The organism is Streptomyces sp. NPDC040610 (genome assembly GCF_055594065.1).
The window spans coordinates 60,716-77,810 of sequence record NZ_JBVIXA010000006.1 but is presented as its reverse complement, the minus strand read 5'-3'; the positions used below and the strand labels follow the sequence as shown (position 1 = coordinate 77,810).

General features: G+C 72.3%; 16 protein-coding genes. 9 read left to right on the top strand and 7 right to left on the bottom strand.

All coding sequences use genetic code 11. The annotated features are described in order from the left end of the window. Positions 1-1,403 (top strand): peptidase C39 family protein (locus ACZ6AA_RS21725; RefSeq protein ID WP_471459515.1); only part of this gene is annotated, 1,403 nt, incomplete at its 5' end. A 49-nt stretch (positions 1,404-1,452) separates the two neighbouring features. Here the strand turns inward: ACZ6AA_RS21725 and ACZ6AA_RS21720 are convergent. Continuing rightward, on the bottom strand, positions 1,453-2,940 hold the full coding sequence (locus tag ACZ6AA_RS21720; protein ID WP_471459513.1) for a M1 family metallopeptidase: 1,488 nt from the start codon (positions 2,938-2,940) through the stop codon (positions 1,453-1,455). Positions 2,941-3,146: 206 nt separating this feature from the next. Here ACZ6AA_RS21720 and ACZ6AA_RS21715 point away from each other — a divergent pair, with 206 nt between their 5' ends. Next, complete coding sequence (locus tag ACZ6AA_RS21715; RefSeq protein ID WP_468453366.1) at positions 3,147-3,290, top strand: SCO1431 family membrane protein; 144 nt, start codon at positions 3,147-3,149, stop codon at positions 3,288-3,290. On the opposite strand, the gene ACZ6AA_RS21710 is transcribed toward ACZ6AA_RS21715, so the two are convergent. The 3 genes from ACZ6AA_RS21710 to ACZ6AA_RS21700 are packed head-to-tail and all read right to left on the bottom strand — an operon-like array spanning position 3,268 to position 5,876. Further along, positions 3,268-4,266 carry a hypothetical protein gene (locus tag ACZ6AA_RS21710; RefSeq protein ID WP_468453368.1) on the bottom strand — a complete coding sequence of 333 codons (999 nt, stop codon included), beginning with the start codon at positions 4,264-4,266 and terminating at the stop codon, positions 3,268-3,270. The genes ACZ6AA_RS21715 and ACZ6AA_RS21710 overlap by 23 nt on opposite strands. A gap of 42 nt (positions 4,267-4,308) precedes the next feature. Then, complete coding sequence (locus ACZ6AA_RS21705) at positions 4,309-5,271, bottom strand: DUF6114 domain-containing protein (protein WP_468453370.1); 963 nt, start codon at positions 5,269-5,271, stop codon at positions 4,309-4,311. Next, complete coding sequence (locus tag ACZ6AA_RS21700) at positions 5,262-5,876, bottom strand: DUF6230 family protein (RefSeq protein ID WP_468453372.1); 615 nt, start codon at positions 5,874-5,876, stop codon at positions 5,262-5,264. Before ACZ6AA_RS21700 ends, ACZ6AA_RS21705 begins: the two co-directional genes overlap by 10 nt. A gap of 138 nt (positions 5,877-6,014) precedes the next feature. Here ACZ6AA_RS21700 and ACZ6AA_RS21695 point away from each other — a divergent pair, with 138 nt between their 5' ends. Then, entirely contained in the window at positions 6,015-6,683 is a 669-nt protein-coding gene (locus tag ACZ6AA_RS21695; protein WP_471459510.1) for a TetR/AcrR family transcriptional regulator, read from the top strand. Positions 6,684-6,742: 59 nt separating this feature from the next. Here the strand turns inward: ACZ6AA_RS21695 and ACZ6AA_RS21690 are convergent, their stop codons facing one another. Then, positions 6,743-7,993, bottom strand: a complete 1,251-nt coding sequence (locus tag ACZ6AA_RS21690; RefSeq protein WP_468453376.1) for a glycoside hydrolase family 18 protein — start codon at positions 7,991-7,993, stop codon at positions 6,743-6,745. A gap of 455 nt (positions 7,994-8,448) precedes the next feature. On the opposite strand from ACZ6AA_RS21690, the gene ACZ6AA_RS21685 reads away from it, so the two are divergent. Next, on the top strand, positions 8,449-9,621 hold the full coding sequence (locus ACZ6AA_RS21685) for an acyl-CoA dehydrogenase family protein (protein ID WP_469005399.1): 1,173 nt from the start codon (positions 8,449-8,451) through the stop codon (positions 9,619-9,621). Here ACZ6AA_RS21685 and ACZ6AA_RS21680 read toward each other — a convergent pair. Further along, positions 9,584-10,015, bottom strand: a complete 432-nt coding sequence (locus ACZ6AA_RS21680; RefSeq protein WP_471459507.1) for a hypothetical protein — start codon at positions 10,013-10,015, stop codon at positions 9,584-9,586. The two genes, ACZ6AA_RS21685 and ACZ6AA_RS21680, sit on opposite strands and share 38 nt — an antisense overlap. A gap of 454 nt (positions 10,016-10,469) precedes the next feature. Here ACZ6AA_RS21680 and ACZ6AA_RS21675 point away from each other — a divergent pair, with 454 nt between their 5' ends. Next, complete coding sequence (locus ACZ6AA_RS21675) at positions 10,470-11,597, top strand: Rv3169 family protein (RefSeq protein WP_468453382.1); 1,128 nt, start codon at positions 10,470-10,472, stop codon at positions 11,595-11,597. 32 nt (positions 11,598-11,629) lie between these two features. Further along, positions 11,630-12,730: a phosphotransferase family protein gene (locus ACZ6AA_RS21670; protein WP_471459505.1), complete on the top strand. Its 1,101-nt coding sequence runs from the start codon at positions 11,630-11,632 to the stop codon at positions 12,728-12,730. 51 nt (positions 12,731-12,781) lie between these two features. Here the strand turns inward: ACZ6AA_RS21670 and ACZ6AA_RS21665 are convergent, their stop codons facing one another. Further along, on the bottom strand, positions 12,782-13,237 hold the full coding sequence (locus ACZ6AA_RS21665; RefSeq protein WP_468453386.1) for a hypothetical protein: 456 nt from the start codon (positions 13,235-13,237) through the stop codon (positions 12,782-12,784). 320 nt (positions 13,238-13,557) lie between these two features. Here ACZ6AA_RS21665 and ACZ6AA_RS21660 point away from each other — a divergent pair, with 320 nt between their 5' ends. The 3 genes from ACZ6AA_RS21660 to ACZ6AA_RS21650 all read left to right on the top strand — a co-directional run bounded on the left by ACZ6AA_RS21660 (position 13,558) and on the right by ACZ6AA_RS21650 (position 17,078). After that, positions 13,558-13,998 carry an Lrp/AsnC family transcriptional regulator gene (locus tag ACZ6AA_RS21660; RefSeq protein ID WP_468453388.1) on the top strand — a complete coding sequence of 147 codons (441 nt, stop codon included), beginning with the start codon at positions 13,558-13,560 and terminating at the stop codon, positions 13,996-13,998. A gap of 55 nt (positions 13,999-14,053) precedes the next feature. Then, complete coding sequence (locus ACZ6AA_RS21655) at positions 14,054-15,691, top strand: amidohydrolase (protein WP_471459502.1); 1,638 nt, start codon at positions 14,054-14,056, stop codon at positions 15,689-15,691. 592 nt (positions 15,692-16,283) lie between these two features. Next, the gene (locus ACZ6AA_RS21650; RefSeq protein WP_468453392.1) at positions 16,284-17,078 is read left to right on the top strand and encodes a polyprenol monophosphomannose synthase; all 795 of its coding nucleotides are present in this window, start codon (positions 16,284-16,286) and stop codon (positions 17,076-17,078) included. Positions 17,079-17,095: the final 17 nt, after the last annotated feature.

Genomic DNA, 17,095 nt, shown 5'->3' with positions numbered 1-17,095 from the left:
CGGATAGGAGAACAGCGAAAGACTGCCACAGAAGAGCCCCTCCTACTTTTGATGGGGGGGGGGGGGGGTGGGTTCCCCCCCCCCCCCCCCCCGCCACCGTGACCCCGGCGGGCGCCGCCCCCGCGCCCCGGCGCCGCCCGCCCCGCGCGGAGCGGCTCGTGGAGAACCGTTTCTGGGTCTCCCGCAAGGACTGGGGCTCCGGCACGGCGCACGGCACCCGCGTCGTCGCCAAGGGGCGCGCCGGAGTCGAGATCGCCGAGCCCGCGGGGACGGCCGACTACCCAGACCCGCACACCGGCAGGGCCTCCACCTGGGAGTACGCCCAGTGGACCGGGCCCGCGCACCGCCCCGCGACCCCCGCCACGGAGGCCATCGCCTCCTGGAACGCCCGCACCCCCACCGGCACCTGGATCCAGGTCGAGCTGGAGGCGACGTACTCGGACGGCGCCACCTCCCCCTGGTACGTCCTCGGCCGGTGGAACTCGGGCGACGACCGGGAGGACGCCGAGGCCGCCGTCATCCGGCGCACCTCGGTGGACGACCAGTCCGACGGCAAGACGACCGTCTGGACGGACACGCTGTCCGTCGACGACACGACGAGCGGCCCACGCGTGGTCGCGTACCGGCTGCGGCTGACGCTCTACCGCAAGCCGGGCAGCGCGCTCACGCCCACGGTGTGGCGGCTCGGCGCGATGGCCTCCGCGGTGCCCGACCGCTTCACGGTGCCCGCGTCCGTGCCCGGGCTCGCCAAGGAACTGAAGGTGCCGCGCTATTCGCAGGAGATCCACAAGGGCCAGTACCCGGAGTACGACAACGGCGGCGAGGCCTGGTGCAGCCCCACGTCCTCGCAGATGATCCTGGAGTACTGGGGGCGCAGGCCGACGGCGGCCGACCTGGCCTGGGTCGACCCCGCCTTCGCCGACCCGCAGGTGTGCCACGCGGCCCGGTTCACCTACGACTACCAGTACGGCGGCTGCGGGAACTGGCCGTTCAACGCGGCCTACGCGGCGACGTTCCAGGACATGCAGGGCGTCGTCACCCGGCTCGGCTCGCTGACCGACCTGGAGACGCTGATCCGGGCGGGCATCCCGGCCATCACCTCGCAGTCCTTCCTCAAGGAGGAGCTGACGGGCGCCGGGTACGGCACCGCGGGACATCTCATGACCGTCATCGGCTTCACCAAGAGCGGCGACGTGATCGCCAACGACCCGGCCTCGCCGAGCAACCCGGCGGTGCGCCGCGTCTACAAGCGGCGCGAGTGGGAGAACATCTGGCTCCGCACCCAGCGCAAGAACGCCCAGGGGACGGTGGTCTCCGGGACCGGCGGGGTCTGTTATCTGTACTTCCCCGTACGCCCCACGAAGGAGCAGACGCGCGCGCTCGCCGCTGTCGGCGTGCGCTGAGGACAGGGCCCCGCCCCGGCGGACGGGGCCCTGCGCACGGCTCCCCGGCTCAGGTCGCCGGGTCCACCACCCAGTCCGGGTGGCCCGGCATCGGCGGGGTCTTCGCGCCGTACAGCCACGGCTTCAGGAAGCCCTGAAGGTCCTGGCCCGAGACCTTCGACGCGAGGTCGATGTAGTCCTGGGTGCTCGCCGTCCTGCCCTTGTACTCGGTGACCCAGGCGCGCTCGATCTTCTGGAACGTGGCGTCCCCGACCTTCTCGCGCAGCGCGTAGAGGACGAGCGCCGAACCGTCGTAGCGCATGCGCTTGAAGAGGTTCGGCTCGGTGGGCTCCGCGGGCGCGCCGAAGTCGCGGCGCCACTGGTCGTGCGCCTTGTACGCGGCCTTCATCGCGGCCTCGAAGCTGTCGCCGCCGTGTTCCTCGGAGTACATCCGCTCGTAGAAGCGGGCGTGGCCCTCGCTGACCCACAGGTCGGACCAGCCCGCGAGGGCGACGCTGTCGCCGAACCACTGGTGGGCCAGCTCGTGCACCAGGTTCCGCTCGGCGTCGACCTGCGTGCCGAGCAGGTCGGCCTTGGGGACGAGGGAGAGCGTCTGGGTCTCCAGGGCGACGGCGAGGTCGGTGTCGCCGACGAGGATGCCGTACCGGTTGAAGGGGTACGTGCCGAGCTTCTTCTCCAGCCACGTCAGATGGTCCGGGGTGAGCTTGCGGTATTTCGCCGTCGGCTCGACCAGCGCGTCCGGGACGATGTCGCGCAGGGGCAGGCCGCCGGGTCCGGTGCTGTCGACCATCGTGAACTTGCCGACGGCGAGCTGCACGAGCTGCGTGGACAGCGGCTGCTCGGAGTCGTAGGTCCACCGCACCCGGTCGCCGGACACCTTCTTCTTGCTGGTCAGCTTGCCGTTGGCGACGGCCGTGCGGTCCTTCGGCGTGGTGATCCGGAAGGTGATGGGCGCGCGCTGGCTCGGGTGGTCGTTGGCCGGGAAGATCAGCCGGGCGCCGTTGGGCTGGGGGTAGACCACCGTGCCGTCGGGCGTGGGGATCCAGCCGTAGTCCTCGATGGCGTCGTCGCGGTGCCGGGTCTGGGTGGGGTCGGCGGTGTAGGTGACCTTGACCGTGAAGGCGCGGCCCTCGGCGATCGGTGACTTCGGCGTGACGGTCAGCTCGTCGCCGTCGCGCGAGGTGGCGGCCGCCTTGTCGTCGACGGTGACCGAGTGCAGCGTGTTGCCGCCGAAGTCGAGGTTGAAGCGGGACAGGGACTGGGTGGCGGTGGCCTTGATGGTGGCCGACGCCGCGAACGGGGTCTTGGGGGCCTGCCAGTCGAAGTCCAGGAGGTAGCGGTCGACGGTGTATCCGCCGTTGCCGTCGAGGGGGAACATCGGGTCGCCGAGCCCCGGGGCTCCGGGGGAGGGCTTCTCCGCCGCCGCGGGAGTCGCGTACGAGACCGGTCCGGTGAGGGCGGCCGCCGCCGTCACGGCTGCCGCGAGGGCGAGTCGCGCTCCGGTGTTTCTGCGGCGGGGCGTCCTGATCGTGCTCATCGGAAACCTTTCGGTCGGATGCTGCGCGGACGTACGCCGTCTTAGACGCACGGCGATCCGCGGCAGTTGTGGTGACGGGTGACCAACGTCTCTCCCACATTTCCGGGCACGGCTGGCATGGTGGAAGACGCCAGTGGGGGGAATGTCCACTGCCAGTGCGGCCGGGGGAGGCCGCCGTCGGCCGGAAAACGTCAGCGAGAAGCCATATGACCGCGACCTCTGCCACCGCAGTCCGCTCCCAGACCCGCACGGGCGGCCCCAAGGACGGCCCGAACGTCCTGGAGCACCTCGCGGGCTGGACCCTCGTCGTCGTGCTCGCGATGCTCGTCAGCCAGGTCGGCCTTCTGTGAGCTGAGTCTCACCGCCGGGGCCGGACGGGCCACCGGCGCCGGGAGGCGTAGCGCCCGGGCCGGGCCCGCCGCCGGCATCGGCCGAGCCGCCCGCACCGGACCCGGCGGCCAGATCCAGGTCCGCCCGCCAGTGCCGATGCGGCACCCCCACCAGGTCGTACAGCCGCCGCACCGGCGACCGCCCCGGCAGCAGCGCCACCCCCGCGAGCACCGCGAACAGCGGCAGCCCCAGCCAGCCGCCGAGCAGCCGCACCAGCACGCTCGCGGTCACCGCGCCGAGGAACGGCAGGCCGTAGACCCCGGCGCCCGCGATGGCGACGGCGAGCACGGGGTGCACCTTGCGGTCCTCGTCGGCGCCGGGCAGCGACCAGCCCTCCAGGAGCCAGCCGATCTCCGTCATCAGCATCGTGCCGATGACGGCCGCGCCGAACACCAGCAGCGCGAGGAAGGTGCCGGACGTGAGGAAGTCCAGGGCGTTGTTGACGACGCTGTCGCGCGGCCAGTCCGCCCAGTCGCGCGCCCCGGGGGACAGGAAGCGTTCGTAGCCGCTGCCGTCCCAGCCGTGCACGAGCGTGCCGAAGAGCAGGAAGTAGCCGCCCACACAATTCAGGTACGCCCAGTAGCCCGCGCCCACGAGGACCAGCACCTGGGCGGCGAGGAACCCGAGGACGGCGGCGACGGGGATCCCGCCCGCGTAGAAGAGGACGAAGCCCGCCCACACGCCCTCGTGGCTGTCGGCGACGTGCATGGTCGCCCAGGACGGGTTCTGCCAGAGCAGGAACAGACCGGTCGGCACCATCAGGACGGCCGCGAAGAGGACGGTGAGGGCCAGATAGGGGTTGGCGGCGCGGCTGCGGGTGCGCGGGCCCTCGCCCGCGTTGATCCGCTCCCACACCTGGAGCTGGCGGCCCGCGGCGAGCGCGAAGGTCGCGCCCACCGCGTACGCCCAGAACAGCGCGGCCTGGATCTGGATCATGGCGGCGCTCCCTTCCGGATCACGGGACCCGGGCTGCCCGGATCACGCCCGTGCCCCCAGCTTCAGCCCGCCCGCGACGATCGAGTCGGAGGTGACGAGGGCCTGCTCGGCGCTGACCTGCGTCATGAAGACGAACGGCGGGACGAGGGGCGGCACCGGCAGCTTGTCGGGTGTGAAGGTCAGACAGAGGATGCCCTCGATACAGCCCCTGAACTTGGTCAGATAGAGCGTGACCGCCCCGCTGAGGTCCAAGGTGTCGGCGCCGAGGGAGAGTTCACGGCTGCCGTCGCGGGTCGTCAGGCGGTAGTCGGTGAGCGAGGCCGCCTTCATGCGCAGCACCATCACCTTCAGCGGGCCGTCGGCGGTGGGGATGTCGGTGACGCCCGCGACGATGAAGCCCTGCGGGGCGAACAGCGTCGTCGTGATCGTCGGCGGCGTCCGCGCCGCCACGATCGAGCCGTCCCCGGGCGCCGCCCTCGCCGGGACGGCGCCCCACAGCACCGTCCCGGCGAGCACCACCGGAAGGAGCACGGCCAGCGTCCGCGTGCCCTGCCCGTCGCGCACCTTCGGCCGCCCCGCCCGCTCCTGGTCGTCGTCCGGTACCGGCGTCCAGCCGAAGCCCATCGCGCTGCCGACGATGCCGAGCAGCATGCCGATCAGGAACCCGCCGAGGTTCGTCGCCGCGAACGAGAGCACCGACAGGATCAGGGCGTTGACGGACACGTAGTGATGGGCGTGCGGCAGGAGCCACAGGAACAACCCGGCGGCCATCAGTGCGATCCCGATGCCGATCGCGGCGATCCCGCCGAGCCCGAGGCTCACCAGGACCGTCAGCGGCGACAGCGGTACGACAAGGAGCTCCGCCCCGCCCAGGATCAGCAGCAGCCCGCCCCAGAACGGCCGCGTGCGCCGCCATTTGCGCAGGCCGCGCCGCAGGTCCCGCAGCGGCAGCCGGTCATCGAGCCAGCCCCCGGCGCGCGGGGCTCCCGGCCCGCTCAGAAGCACTTCTTGCCGCCGAGGCTGACGTCGACCCGCATGCCTTTGAGACGGAAGTTCCCGCCGGTGGCCGACCAGGCGTGGGAGCGCACCTTGGCCACCTCGATGTCGCCGGCCTGGAGGCCGAACTTGCCCTTCTCGCCCTTGACGCCCGGGACTTCGTCGAGCGTCGAGGCGTCCCGGCCGATCTGCGCGGTGCCGAAGCGGGCGTCGCCCACCAGGTCCTCGCCGTCGATGATCAGGTTGCTCGCGGTGACGTTGCCCGCGTCGCCGCCCGCCGTCAGCTTGAACACCACCGTGCCGACGGGCGTCTTGACCTCGGCCGCCTGGCAGATGTCGGACAGCGTGGCGTCGCCGATGCCGAGCAGCGCCACCGGGTGGCCCTTGCCGTCGACGTCCCGGTCGACCTGGACGTAGCTCGACAGGCCCTGGCTGGTCAGCTTGCCCGAGGAGACCTGGAAGCTGGTGCCGCTGACCGCGAAGGACGCGGCGAGCGCGCCCTCGGCCATCACGGACGCCATCGCGCCGACCGCGAGGACCGCGGGCAGCGCGACAACGGCCGTCTTCTTCCAGTTGGTTCTGCCCTCGCGTAATGCTTTCTTCGCCGTGCTCACTGGTTCCTCCCGTACGTCGTCCGGTGCGTAAGGGGAGTGCGTGGCAGAGCGCCGTCGCGGGTCGCGCCCGTCCGGGCAGGCGACGTGGGTCTGCCATACTGCGGCTGATCCCGAGGCAGTTGGAGACTAGGGCCGAAATTGAATAATAGTCAACAGCGCGGTACCGATCGTTCCCGAGGAGCCGACCGCCCGCAGGCGCGCGGCACCGACCGATCCGTGGCGCGCCGTGCCGAACTCATCGTCATCGGCCGGAAGTTGTTCGCCGACACGTCCTACGACGCGCTGTCGATGGACGACATCGCGAGACAGGCGTGCGTCGCCAAGGGGCTGATCTACTACTACTTCAAGTCCAAGCGCGGCTACTATCTCGCGATCATCGAGGACTCGGTCGCCGACCTGGTCGAACGCGCGGCCAGCGGCACCGAACTGCCGCCCACGGAGCGGGTGCACCGCACGATCGACGGCTATCTGCGCTACGCCGAGCACCACCAGGAGGCCTACCGCACCATCGTCAGCGGCGGCGTCGGCTTCGACACCGAGGTGCACGCCATACGCGACGGCGTGCGCGAGGCGATGATCGGCACCATCGCCGACGGGGCGTACGGACGGCGTGACATCCCGGCCCTGGTGCGCACGGCGCTGCTCGGCTGGCTGTGCAGCGTGGAGGGCGTCACGCTCGACTGGATCGGGGCGGCACGGGAGCTGGAGCGCGACACCGTGCGCGACTACCTGGTGCGCATGCTGCGCGAGACGCTGAGCGTCATCGAGGAGTTCGAGCCCGCCTTCCCCGCCCCGCCGGCCGTATGACGAAGGGGGCGGGAGCCCGCCGGCTCCCGCCCCACCCCGCAACTGTCGTACGGTGACCGCTAGTTGATGGCCTTGATCAGCTCACCGTTGCCGGTGTCACCGCTCAGCTCCCAGAAGAACGTGCCTCCCAGGCCCTGCTGGTTCTTGTAGTTCATCTTCCCGGCGATGGTGGCCGGGGTGTCGTAGCTCCACCAGTTGTTGCCGCAGTGCGCGTACGCGGTCCCGCCGACCGTGCCGTTGGCCGGGCACTTGGTCTTCAGTTCCTTGTAGTCGTCGATGCCCTGCTCGTACTTGCCCGGGGCGGGGCCGGTCGCGGTGCCGCCCGGCGCCTTCTGGGTGACGCCCGTCCAGCCGCGGCCGTAGAAGCCGATGCCGAGGAGCAGCTTGTCCGAGGGGATGCCGAGGCCCTTGAGCTTGGCGATCGTCGCCTGCGAGTGGTACTCGGCCTTCGGGATGCCGGAGTAGGAGCTGAGCGGCGAGTGGGGCGCCGTCGGTCCCTTGGCGTCCCAGGCGCCGAAGAAGTCGTACGTCATCGGGTTGTACCAGTCGACGGACTGGGCGGCGCCCGCGTAGTCGGCGGCGTCGATCTTGCCGCCGGAGGAGGCGTCGGCCGGGATGGCGGCGGTCACCAGGTTCTTGGAGCCGAACTTGGCGCGCACCGCGGACATCAGGTTCTTGTAGGCGGCGCGGCCGCTGGTGTCGCAGGTCAGACCGCAGGCGCCCGGGTACTCCCAGTCGATGTCGATGCCGTCGAAGACATCCGCCCACTTGGAGTTCTCGACCAGGTCGTAGCAGGACTGGGCGAACGCCGCCGGGTTCTGCGCGGCCTGCGTGAAGCCGCCCGACCAGGTCCAGCCGCCGAAGGACCACAGGACCTTCAGGTTCGGGTGCTTCTTCTTCAGCTTGCGCAGCTGGTTGAAGTTGCCGCGCAGGGGCTGGTCCCAGGTGTCGGCGACGCCGTCGACGCTCTGGTCGGCGGTGTACGCCTTGTCGGTCGCGGCGTAGGCGTCGCCCATCGTGCACTTGCCGCCCTGGACGTTGCCGAAGGCGTAGTTGATGTGCGTGAGCTTGTTGGCGGACCCGGACGTCTCGATGTTCTTGACGTGGTAGTTCCGGTCGTAGACGCCCCATTCGGTGAAGTAGCCGACCACGCGGGAGCCCGCCTTGGCGTCGGCCTCGGCGGGGGCGCCGGTGTTCTGGTCGGCGGCCGCGGTGCCCGCGCCGGCGAGCAGACCCGCGCCGAGCACGGCGCAACAAGCGGTGGCCAGGAGCGCCCTGAAGCGGGCGCGGGGACGGTTCGGTCGTGGCATCGCTGTCTCCTCGTGGGGGGAGAGGGGAGCATGTGGGGGTGGTGCTGACCTACTGACCTGCGGACACTTCGCGCCCCTGCAGGCAGGACCGGGCGACCGGGCAGGGGACGCGCCAACGACCCCTACGTAGTCGCGTGTTGAATTGGCATGAACGCGAAGACGTCTTGTGCCGCTGGACTCTAGGAGGACTAGACCATTGCGTCAATGGTTCGGACCAATTCCCGCTCCGGGCCGCCCGACACGGCCGTGTCGGACACAGGCCGATGAAGATCAGTCGCACGGCCCGTGAACCCGTGACGCCATGCCGCCGATCGGGCATACTCAACCCGCCACAGTCGCTGGTCAGCCGCTTCCGAGACCCGGAAGGGCAGCATCGGCTTGGCAGTGTCCCCGACGGCGGCGCCACACCCCGTGCGCGAGCCCGTCGCAGCGCCCGACAGGGAGAGGAGAGCGCCATGCCCGAGGGAGCCGCACAGTCGGTCGAGCGTCAGCTGCCCACCGAAGAGGCCCGTGATCTGTTCGCGCTCGTGCGTGAACTGGTCCAGCGCGAGATCGCGCCGCACGCGGCCGCCGAGGAGGAGGCCGGACGCTTCCCGCGCGAACTCTTCACCCTGCTCTCCGAATCGGGGCTGCTCGGTCTCGCCTACGACTCCGAGTTCGGCGGCGGCGACCAGCCGTACGAGGTCTACCTCCAGGTCCTCGAAGAGCTCGCCGCCGCGCGCCTGACCGTCGGCCTGGGCGTCAGCGTCCACTCCCTCGCCTGCCACGGGCTCGCCGGGTACGGCACCAAGGAGCAGCAGGCCGAGCACCTGCCCGACATGCTCGGCGGCGGGCTGCTCGGCGCCTACTGCCTCTCCGAGCCGTCCTCGGGCTCCGACGCCGCGTCCCTGCGCACCAAAGCCGTGCGCGAGGGCGACGACTGGGTGATCACGGGTACGAAGGCCTGGATCACCCACGGCGGCATCGCCGACTTCTACACCGTCCTGGCCCGCACCGGCGGCGAGGGCGCCCACGGCGTGACCGCCTTCCTGGTGCCGGGCGACGCCGAGGGGCTCACGGCCGCGGTGCCGGAGAAGAAGATGGGCATGAAGGGCTCGCCGACGGCGCAGCTCCACTTCGACGGCGTCCGGGTGTCCGACGCCCGGCGCATCGGGGACGTGGGGCAGGGCTTCGCGATCGCGCTCTCGGCGCTCGACTCGGGGCGGCTCGGCATCGCGGCGTGTGCGATCGGCGTGGCCCAGGCGGCGCTCGACGAGGCGGTGGCGTACGCGACCGAGCGCAAACAGTTCGGCCGCCCCATCGCCGACTTCCAGGGCCTGCGCTTCATGCTCGCGGACATGGCGACGCAGATCGAGGCGGGCCGGGCGCTGTACCTGGCGGCGGCCCGGCTGCGGGACGCGGGCCGCCCGTTCTCCAAGCAGGCGGCGATGGCCAAGCTGCTGTGCACGGACACCGCGATGAAGGTCACGACGGACGCCGTGCAGGTGCTCGGCGGCTACGGCTACACCCTCGACTTCCCGGTCGAGCGCTTCATGCGCGAGGCCAAGGTGCTGCAGATCGTCGAGGGCACCAATCAGATCCAGCGCATGGTCATCGCCCGCCATCTCGCGGGTCCCGACTCGCGCTGAGCCGCGGGTCGGGGGGAGCGCCGGGGACGGGGCCGAACTGGTTGTCGCGGTCCGTACCGAACCGCGCGTCCCGGGCGGTGCCGAAGCGGGCATCCCGGTCGGTGCCGAACCGAGTGTCCCGGTTCACGCCGAAGGACGTGTCCCGGTCCGTGCCGAAACGCCCCTCCCGGTCCATGCCGTACCGCGTGTCCCTGCCCGAACCGAACGCCCCCTCCGAGCCGAACCCCCCGTCCGCCCCGAACGGCCCCTCCGACCCGTACTGCCCGCCGAACTGCCCGCTGCGCACGGTCGGCGCCGCGAGCCGCACCCACTCCGGGTCGTGGCGGCCCGGCAGCGTCCGGCCGCGCTCGGCCCACAGGCGCAGCAGGGCGCGGTAGATCGGCGGGTCCTGCACCGGGACGGGCTGTGGCGGGGGCGGGACCGTCGGGGTCTGCTGCGGGTACTGGGGCTGCTGTGAATACGGCTGCTGCTGTGAGTACGGCGACGGCTGTGCGTAGGGATTCGGCTGGGGGTAGTGGGTGTACTGGGGCCTGTGAGGAACCGATTCTGCGGGGGCGGCGGGCGCGGTCGCGAGCGGGCGCCTGCGGTGGCCGGCCGGAGCATGGGTGGGGGTGGTCATGCCGGGCCAACGGTCGGCGCGGAGGCCAGGTCACCGTCGGGTCGAATCGTGCGTGCGTTCATGCCCCGTCCGGCCGCGGCGCGCACGGCGCTCGGCGCCCGCGCCACCGGGTGAACGCGGCCTGACGCGTGTCTGGCCCCGGCACGGCAACTGACGTACCGTCACCTCCACGCCGGGGTCCGCCGCACACCGGGCGACGCCAACTCCCCGGCGTCCAGGGAGATGTGCCGTGCCGGACGACCGCCCCGTACCGCTCGACGAGTACCCCGTCCACCAGGTGCCGCTGTCGATGAAACACGTGGCGACCGGCGACCGGAACGCCTACGACCGCTGCATCTTCCACCTCTTCGACCACCGGGGCCGCGCCCTGCTCATCCTCGGCCTCGGCGTCTACCCGAACACCGGCGTCATCGACGCCTACGCGACCCTGCGCACCGGCGACACCCTGCACGCCGTCCGCGCCTCCGACGCACTCGGCGACGACCGGTCGAACCTGTCCGTCGGACCGCTGCGCATCACCGTCGAGGAGCCCCTGCGCAGACTGCGCCTGACCTGCGCGGCGGACCCGGACGACGCGGACTCGCTCGCGTACGACATCGAGTGGAGCGCCGACTTCCCGGCGCTGTGGGAGCCGCACCACATCCAGCGCCGCGGCGGCAGGCTCACCCTCGAAGGACGCCGGTTCGTGCAGGCGGGCGGCTGCGCCGGGGTGATCCGCGCGGGCGGGGCGGAGATCGCGGTGACGGCGGGGGAGTGGACGGCGACCCGGGACCGGAGCTGGGGGGTGCGGCCCATTCCGGGCGAGGAGGCGGGCCGTATCGGGGAGGACTTCCCGACCGAGGGCTTCCACTGGATCTGGTGCCCGGTGCGCTTCGACGACCGCTTCCTGATGGTCATCACCCAGGAGGACGCGGACGGCTACCGCACCCTCAACGACGCCACGCTCGTCCGCCCGGGCCACCCCGACCGCCAACTCGGCTGGCCCCAGGCCGACATCGGCTACCGCTCCGGCACCCGCCACCCCGAACGCGCCGTCGTCCACCTCATGGACCCCGAGACCCGCAAGCCCCTGGAGCTGGGCGTCGAGACGCTGACGTCCCTGCCGCTCGCCGTCGGCGCCGGGTACCCGCCCGCCGACGACTGGCAGCACGGCACCTGGCGCGGCCGCGACTGGGTCGACCGGCGCACCTACGACCTCTCCGACCCGGCCGCGCACCCGCTGGCCGCGTACGGCGTCATCGACCACGCGGCCCGCTTCACCCTGGACGGCCGCGTCGGCCACGGCATCTTCGAGCACGGCACGTTCGGCCGCCACGACCCGAGCGGCTTCGCGGACTTCGGCTCCATGGCGCCCTGAGCGTCCGGGCGCCCCGAGGGAGGAGTACGGACATGGCAACGGAATCCGACCGGCCCCGACTTCGCACCACGACCCGTGAACCGGACGAACTCGCCCGGCGCCTCACGACCTGGCTCGGCGGCCAGCTGCCGGGCGCCGAAGCCGTCCATGTGTCCGTGCCCGAGTCGAACGGCATGTCCAGCGAGACGCTCCTCTTCGACATCGAGCACCCCGAACCGCCGCTCGCCCGGTGCGCGTTGCGCCTCGCGGCGGACCCGGCCGCGTACACGATCTTCCCCGTGTACGACATGGAGCGCCAGCACCGCACCATGCGCCTGGTAGCCGACCGCACCGACGTGCCCGTGCCGCGCGTGCTGTGGCTCGAACGGGACCCGGAGCCGCTCGGCGCGCCCTTCTTCGTCATGGAGCGGGTCGAGGGGCGGGTGCCGCCCGACGTGATGCCCTATACGTACGAGGGGAACTGGCTGTACGAGGCGAGCGACGCGCAGCGCGCACACCTGGAGGACGCCACCGTCTCCGTCCTCGCGCGGCTGCACGACCAAGTCCCGGCCGCCGACGCGGCGTTCCTCGCGCTGCCGGGCGAGGGCGGCGCGCTGCGCCGCCATGTCGCCTCACAACGCGCCTACTACGACTGGGTGGTGACCGGCCTCCCGCGCTCCCCGCTCATCGAAAGCGCTTTCGCGAAACTGGTGGACCTGTGGCCGCACGAGGAGGGCACGCCGGTGCTCAACTGGGGCGACGCGCGCATCGGCAACATCATCTACGACGGCTTCGAGCCCGCCGCCGTGCTCGACTGGGAGATGGCGTGCCTGGCGCCCCGCGAGGTCGACCTCGGCTGGACCGTCTATCTGCACCGGTTCTTCCAGGACCTCACGGTGAGCTTCGGGCAGAGCGGGCTGCCCGACTTCCTGCGCCGCGAGCGGATCGAGGAGCGGTACGCCGAACTCACCGGGCACCGGCCCCGCGACATGGACTTCTACACGCTGTACGCGGCGCTGCGGCACGCCATCGTCATGCTGCGCGTCGCCTACCGGCAGGTGCACTTCGGGGAGGCGACGGTGCCGGCGGACCCGGACACGCTGATCCTGCACCACGCCAGCCTCGCGGCGATGGTGCAGGGCAGCTATGAGTGACGGTGTGCCGGGCTCGGCCCGGTGGTACCGCGGGCCGGGGGCCGAGGCGTCTCAGGCGGCCGCGCGGCGGGTGGCCTGGCGGGGCACCCGCATCGGGCGCGAGCCGGGCCCGCCCACGTGCGAGAACGGCTGGGTGCGCCAGTCCAGGCCCTGAGGCAGCGTCAGGAGCAGGGCGGTGTCCTGCTCCTGGGCCTCCAGGGACTCGTCGGCGGCACTGGCCTCGGACGCGGCGCGGCCCGTGCCCGCACAGACGGTGAGCCCGAACGGGTTCCACGGAGTGGGGCACAGCGCGTGCTCGGGCAGAGCGTCCTCGTCCGCGAGGAGCGCGATGGGCTGCCGGCAGTCCGGGCAGATCACCCGGTACATCTCGAAGGTGTCGTACGCGTCCGGCTCGTCCGCCGTGCCGTCGTCGGTGACGGTCTGTTCGACGCCCTCCGGGGCGGGCTCGAGCTCGACGGGCTGCTGCTTGCGGCGCGTGGAACGACCGGGGCGCTTCAGGTTCTGCATGGGAATCTCCCCCTCGGGTGGGCCGACAAGGCGCTGCGGCCTCGACCACAGCAAGCACTTCCCGTCCGGTCCGGGGGGTAATCGCTCCTGCCCGACGGACACGGCCATATGTCTGTGGTGTTCGTCACATGCCAGATGGAGATGCCGCTTCGCGCGGGGTGGCCGCCGGGGCGCCGGGGCGGGGTGCGCGCCTTCCAGGGGCCGGGGTGGGCGCCCTGGAGCCGGTGAGTGGGCCCTCCGGGGGCCGGGGCGCGCGTTTTGCCTCATCCCTTGCGTCCCTCAGGTATCGGTGAGGATCAAGAGGCCTGTAGGTTCGGCGCATGGAGGAGCTGGACCGACAAATCGTGCAGCTGCTCGTCAAGGACGGGCGGATGAGCTACACCGACCTGGGCAAGGCCACGGGCCTGTCCACGTCAGCGGTGCACCAGCGGGTGCGCAGGCTGGAGCAGCGAGGAGTGATCCGCGGGTACGCCGCCGTCGTGGACCCCGAAGCGGTCGGCCTGCCGCTCACGGCCTTCATCGCGGTGAAGCCGTTCGACCCCAGCGCCCCCGACGACATCGCCGAGCGGCTCGCCGGAGTGCCCGAGATCGAGGCCTGCCACAGCGTCGCGGGCGCCGAGAACTACCTGCTCAAGGTGCGCGTGGCGACCCCGCACGAGCTGGAGAACCTGCTGGCCCGGCTGCGCACCCTCGCCGGGGTCTCCACGCATACGACGGTGGTCCTCTCGACGCCGTACGAGTCGCGGCCGCCCCGGATCTGACCCGGCGGGGGCCCCGCGAACCGGAGCCTCGCGCGCAGGCGCGAGACTGTTCCCCATGAGTGAGCGCATCACCCCCGAAACCGGGCATCGCACCGTCCTGCTGCGCGGCGGCGAAGTCCACAGCCCCGCCGACCCCTTCGCGACCGCGATGGTCGTCGAGCGCGGGCATATCGCCTGGGTCGGCTCCGAGGGCGCCGCCGACGGCTTCGCCGACGGTGTCGACGAGATCGTCGACCTCGAAGGGAACCTGGTCACCCCGGCGTTCACGGACGCCCATGTGCACACGACGTCCACCGGGCTCACGCTCACCGGACTCGATCTGTCCGACGCCCGGAGCCTCGACGACGCGCTCGTTCTCGTACGCGAACACGCCGCCGCGCACCCGCACGACCGCGTGCTGCTCGGCCACGGCTGGGACGCCGCCCGGTGGCCCGGCGGCCGTCCGCCCACCCGTACGGAACTCGACGAGGCCACCGGGGGCCGCCCGCTCTATCTGTCGCGCATCGACGTGCACTCCGCCGTCGCGAGCACCGCGCTCCTCGACCTCGTCCCCGGGGTCGCCGACGCCGCCGGTTTCCACGCCGACGCGCCGCTGACCGCCGACGCCCACCACGCCGTGCGCACCGCCGCCCACGCCGCCGTGACACCCCGGCAGCGGGCCGCCGCCCAGCGCGCCGCGCTCCGGCATGCCGCCTCGCTCGGCATCGGCTCGGTGCACGAGTGCGCGGGCCCCGTGATCTCCGGCGAGGACGACTTCACCTCGCTGCTGCGCCTGGCCGACGAGGAGGCCGGGCCCCGCGTCGTCGGGTACTGGGCCGAGCAGGGTGCCGAAGGCGTCGCCCGCGCGCGCGAGCTGGGCGCGGTCGGCGCCGCCGGTGACCACTTCGTGGACGGCGCGCTCGGCTCGCACACGGCGTGGCTGTGCGAGCCCTATGCCGACGAGGCCCCCGGCACCGGCAACGCCTACCTGACCGCCGCCGACGTCGCCGTGCACGTGGTGGCCTGCGCGGAGGCGGGCGTCCAGGCCGGGTTCCACGCCATCGGGGACGCCGCCGTCGGGGCCGTCGTGGACGGGATGCGCGCCGCCGCGGAGAAGGTCGGCCTGGCCCGGGTGCGGGCCGCGCGGCACCGCGTCGAGCACGTCGAGATGCTCACCCCCGAGACGGTCGCCGCGTTCGCCGAGTTCGGCCTCACCGCGTCCGTGCAGCCCGCCTTCGACGCGCTGTGGGGCGGCGAGGACGGCATGTACGTCCAGCGCCTGGGCGCCGAACGGGCCCGTACCCTCAACCCGTACGCGGCCCTCCTGCGCGCCGGCGTCCCGCTGGCCTTCGGCTCCGACAGCCCCGTGACCCCCCTCGACCCCTGGGGCACCGTCCGGGCCGCCGCCTTCCACCGCACGCCCGAGCACCGGGTGTCCGTGCGCGCCGCCTTCACCGCCCACACGCGCGGCGGCTGGCGGGCCATCGGCCGCGACGACGCGGGCGTCCTGGTGCCCGGCGCCCCCGCCGACTACGCCGTGTGGCGGACCGGCGAACTCGTCGTCCAGGCCCCCGACGACCGGGTGGCCCGCTGGTCCACCGACCCGCGCTCCGGCACCCCCGGCCTTCCCGACCTCGGCCCCGGCGCCGAACTGCCCCGCTGTCTGCGGACCGTGGTGGGCGGACAGTCGGTATTCGTACGGCCCAACGAGTGACGTCACCGGTGCGGCGCGGCTCCGAACGGGGCCACACGGCGCGTCGCGCGACCTGCGGCGCCTCGCCACTGACCTGCTGATCTGCGCGAAAAACGCAGGTCAGAGGGCTATTGACAGACGGCGGCCGTCGGCGGGTAGTTTCGGCCGCGTCCACCACAGGACGTCCGACCGGCGAACCCGCGCACAACCGTCGACCGCCGCTGGATCATGGTCGGTGCGCCACCCCGGCGCACCGCCACCGGGAGCCAGGTCCAGCGCCCACGACGCTCAGGCGCGGGAACGCATCCGCCGGAAGGGGGTCGTCCCTCCTGCTCCCAGGAGCTCGGGGGAGGTGCGACCCGGGTAGGGCCCGGCCGCTCAGTAGACAACGGCTCTCGGTCGATCCGCAGCCAGCGGGTCCCAGGCCGGCCCGAAGGGCGCCGGGCCCGATCCGCAGGATCGCTCCTGCGTGATCCCCAGGGGGACGAAAGTCGCGCTCCGGACACTGCCGCCCTCCCCGCCGCGTCCCTGCCGGGCCGAGGGTCCGTGGCGTCGCAACACCCCAGGCCCGGGCCACTATGGTGGTTCCCTGCGTACGAACGAAGGGGCAGTAGTGAGCAACGGCGGCGGGATCAGCGAAGCAGCGGACGCGGAGCGGCAGTTCGGCCCGCTCGGCGAGGCCTTGGTGATCATCCCGACCTACAACGAGGCGGAGAACATCCAGGCGATCGTCGGCCGGGTGCGCACCGCCGTGCCGCAGGCGCACGTCCTCGTCGCCGACGACAACAGCCCCGACGGCACCGGGAAGATCGCCGACGAACTCGCGGCCGACGACGACCAGGTCCACGTCCTGCACCGCAAGGGCAAGGAAGGCCTCGGCGCCGCCTACCTCGCGGGCTTCTCCTGGGGCCTGGAGCACGGCTACGGAGTCCTCGTCGAGATGGACGCCGACGGCTCCCACCAGCCCGAGGAACTGCCGCGGCTGCTCACCGCCCTCAAGGGCGCCGACCTCGTGCTCGGCTCGCGCTGGGTGCCCGGCGGGCGGGTCGTCAACTGGCCCCGGTCCCGTGAGTTCCTCTCCCGCGGCGGCAGCACCTACTCGCGGCTGCTCCTCGACGTGCCGATCCGCGACGTCACCGGCGGCTTCCGCGCCTTCCGCGGCGAGACCCTCCAGGGCCTCGGCCTCGGCGACGTGGCCTCCCAGGGCTACTGCTTCCAGGTCGACCTGGCCCGCCGCGCCATCAAGGCCGGCTACCACGTCGTGGAGGTGCCCATCACCTTCGTCGAGCGGGAGCTCGGCGACAGCAAGATGAGCCGCGACATCGTCGCCGAGGCGCTGTGGCGGGTCACGGCGTGGGGCGTGGGGGAGCGGGTCGGCAAGGTCCTGGGCCGCAAGTCCTCTCCCTGATCCCGTACGTCGTTGAT

Coding starts and splice junctions, on each gene's coding strand:
- ACZ6AA_RS21665 (WP_468453386.1), bottom strand. CDS start 13,237: ATGCAGAACCTGAAGCGCCCCGGTCGTTCCACGCGCCGCAAGCAGCAG.
- ACZ6AA_RS21720 (WP_471459513.1), bottom strand. CDS start 2,940: ATGAGCACGATCAGGACGCCCCGCCGCAGAAACACCGGAGCGCGACTC.
- ACZ6AA_RS21710 (WP_468453368.1), bottom strand. CDS start 4,266: ATGATCCAGATCCAGGCCGCGCTGTTCTGGGCGTACGCGGTGGGCGCG.
- ACZ6AA_RS21660 (WP_468453388.1), top strand. CDS start 13,558: ATGGAGGAGCTGGACCGACAAATCGTGCAGCTGCTCGTCAAGGACGGG.
- ACZ6AA_RS21690 (WP_468453376.1), bottom strand. CDS start 7,993: ATGCCACGACCGAACCGTCCCCGCGCCCGCTTCAGGGCGCTCCTGGCC.
- ACZ6AA_RS21715 (WP_468453366.1), top strand. CDS start 3,147: ATGACCGCGACCTCTGCCACCGCAGTCCGCTCCCAGACCCGCACGGGC.
- ACZ6AA_RS21685 (WP_469005399.1), top strand. CDS start 8,449: ATGCCCGAGGGAGCCGCACAGTCGGTCGAGCGTCAGCTGCCCACCGAA.
- ACZ6AA_RS21670 (WP_471459505.1), top strand. CDS start 11,630: ATGGCAACGGAATCCGACCGGCCCCGACTTCGCACCACGACCCGTGAA.
- ACZ6AA_RS21655 (WP_471459502.1), top strand. CDS start 14,054: ATGAGTGAGCGCATCACCCCCGAAACCGGGCATCGCACCGTCCTGCTG.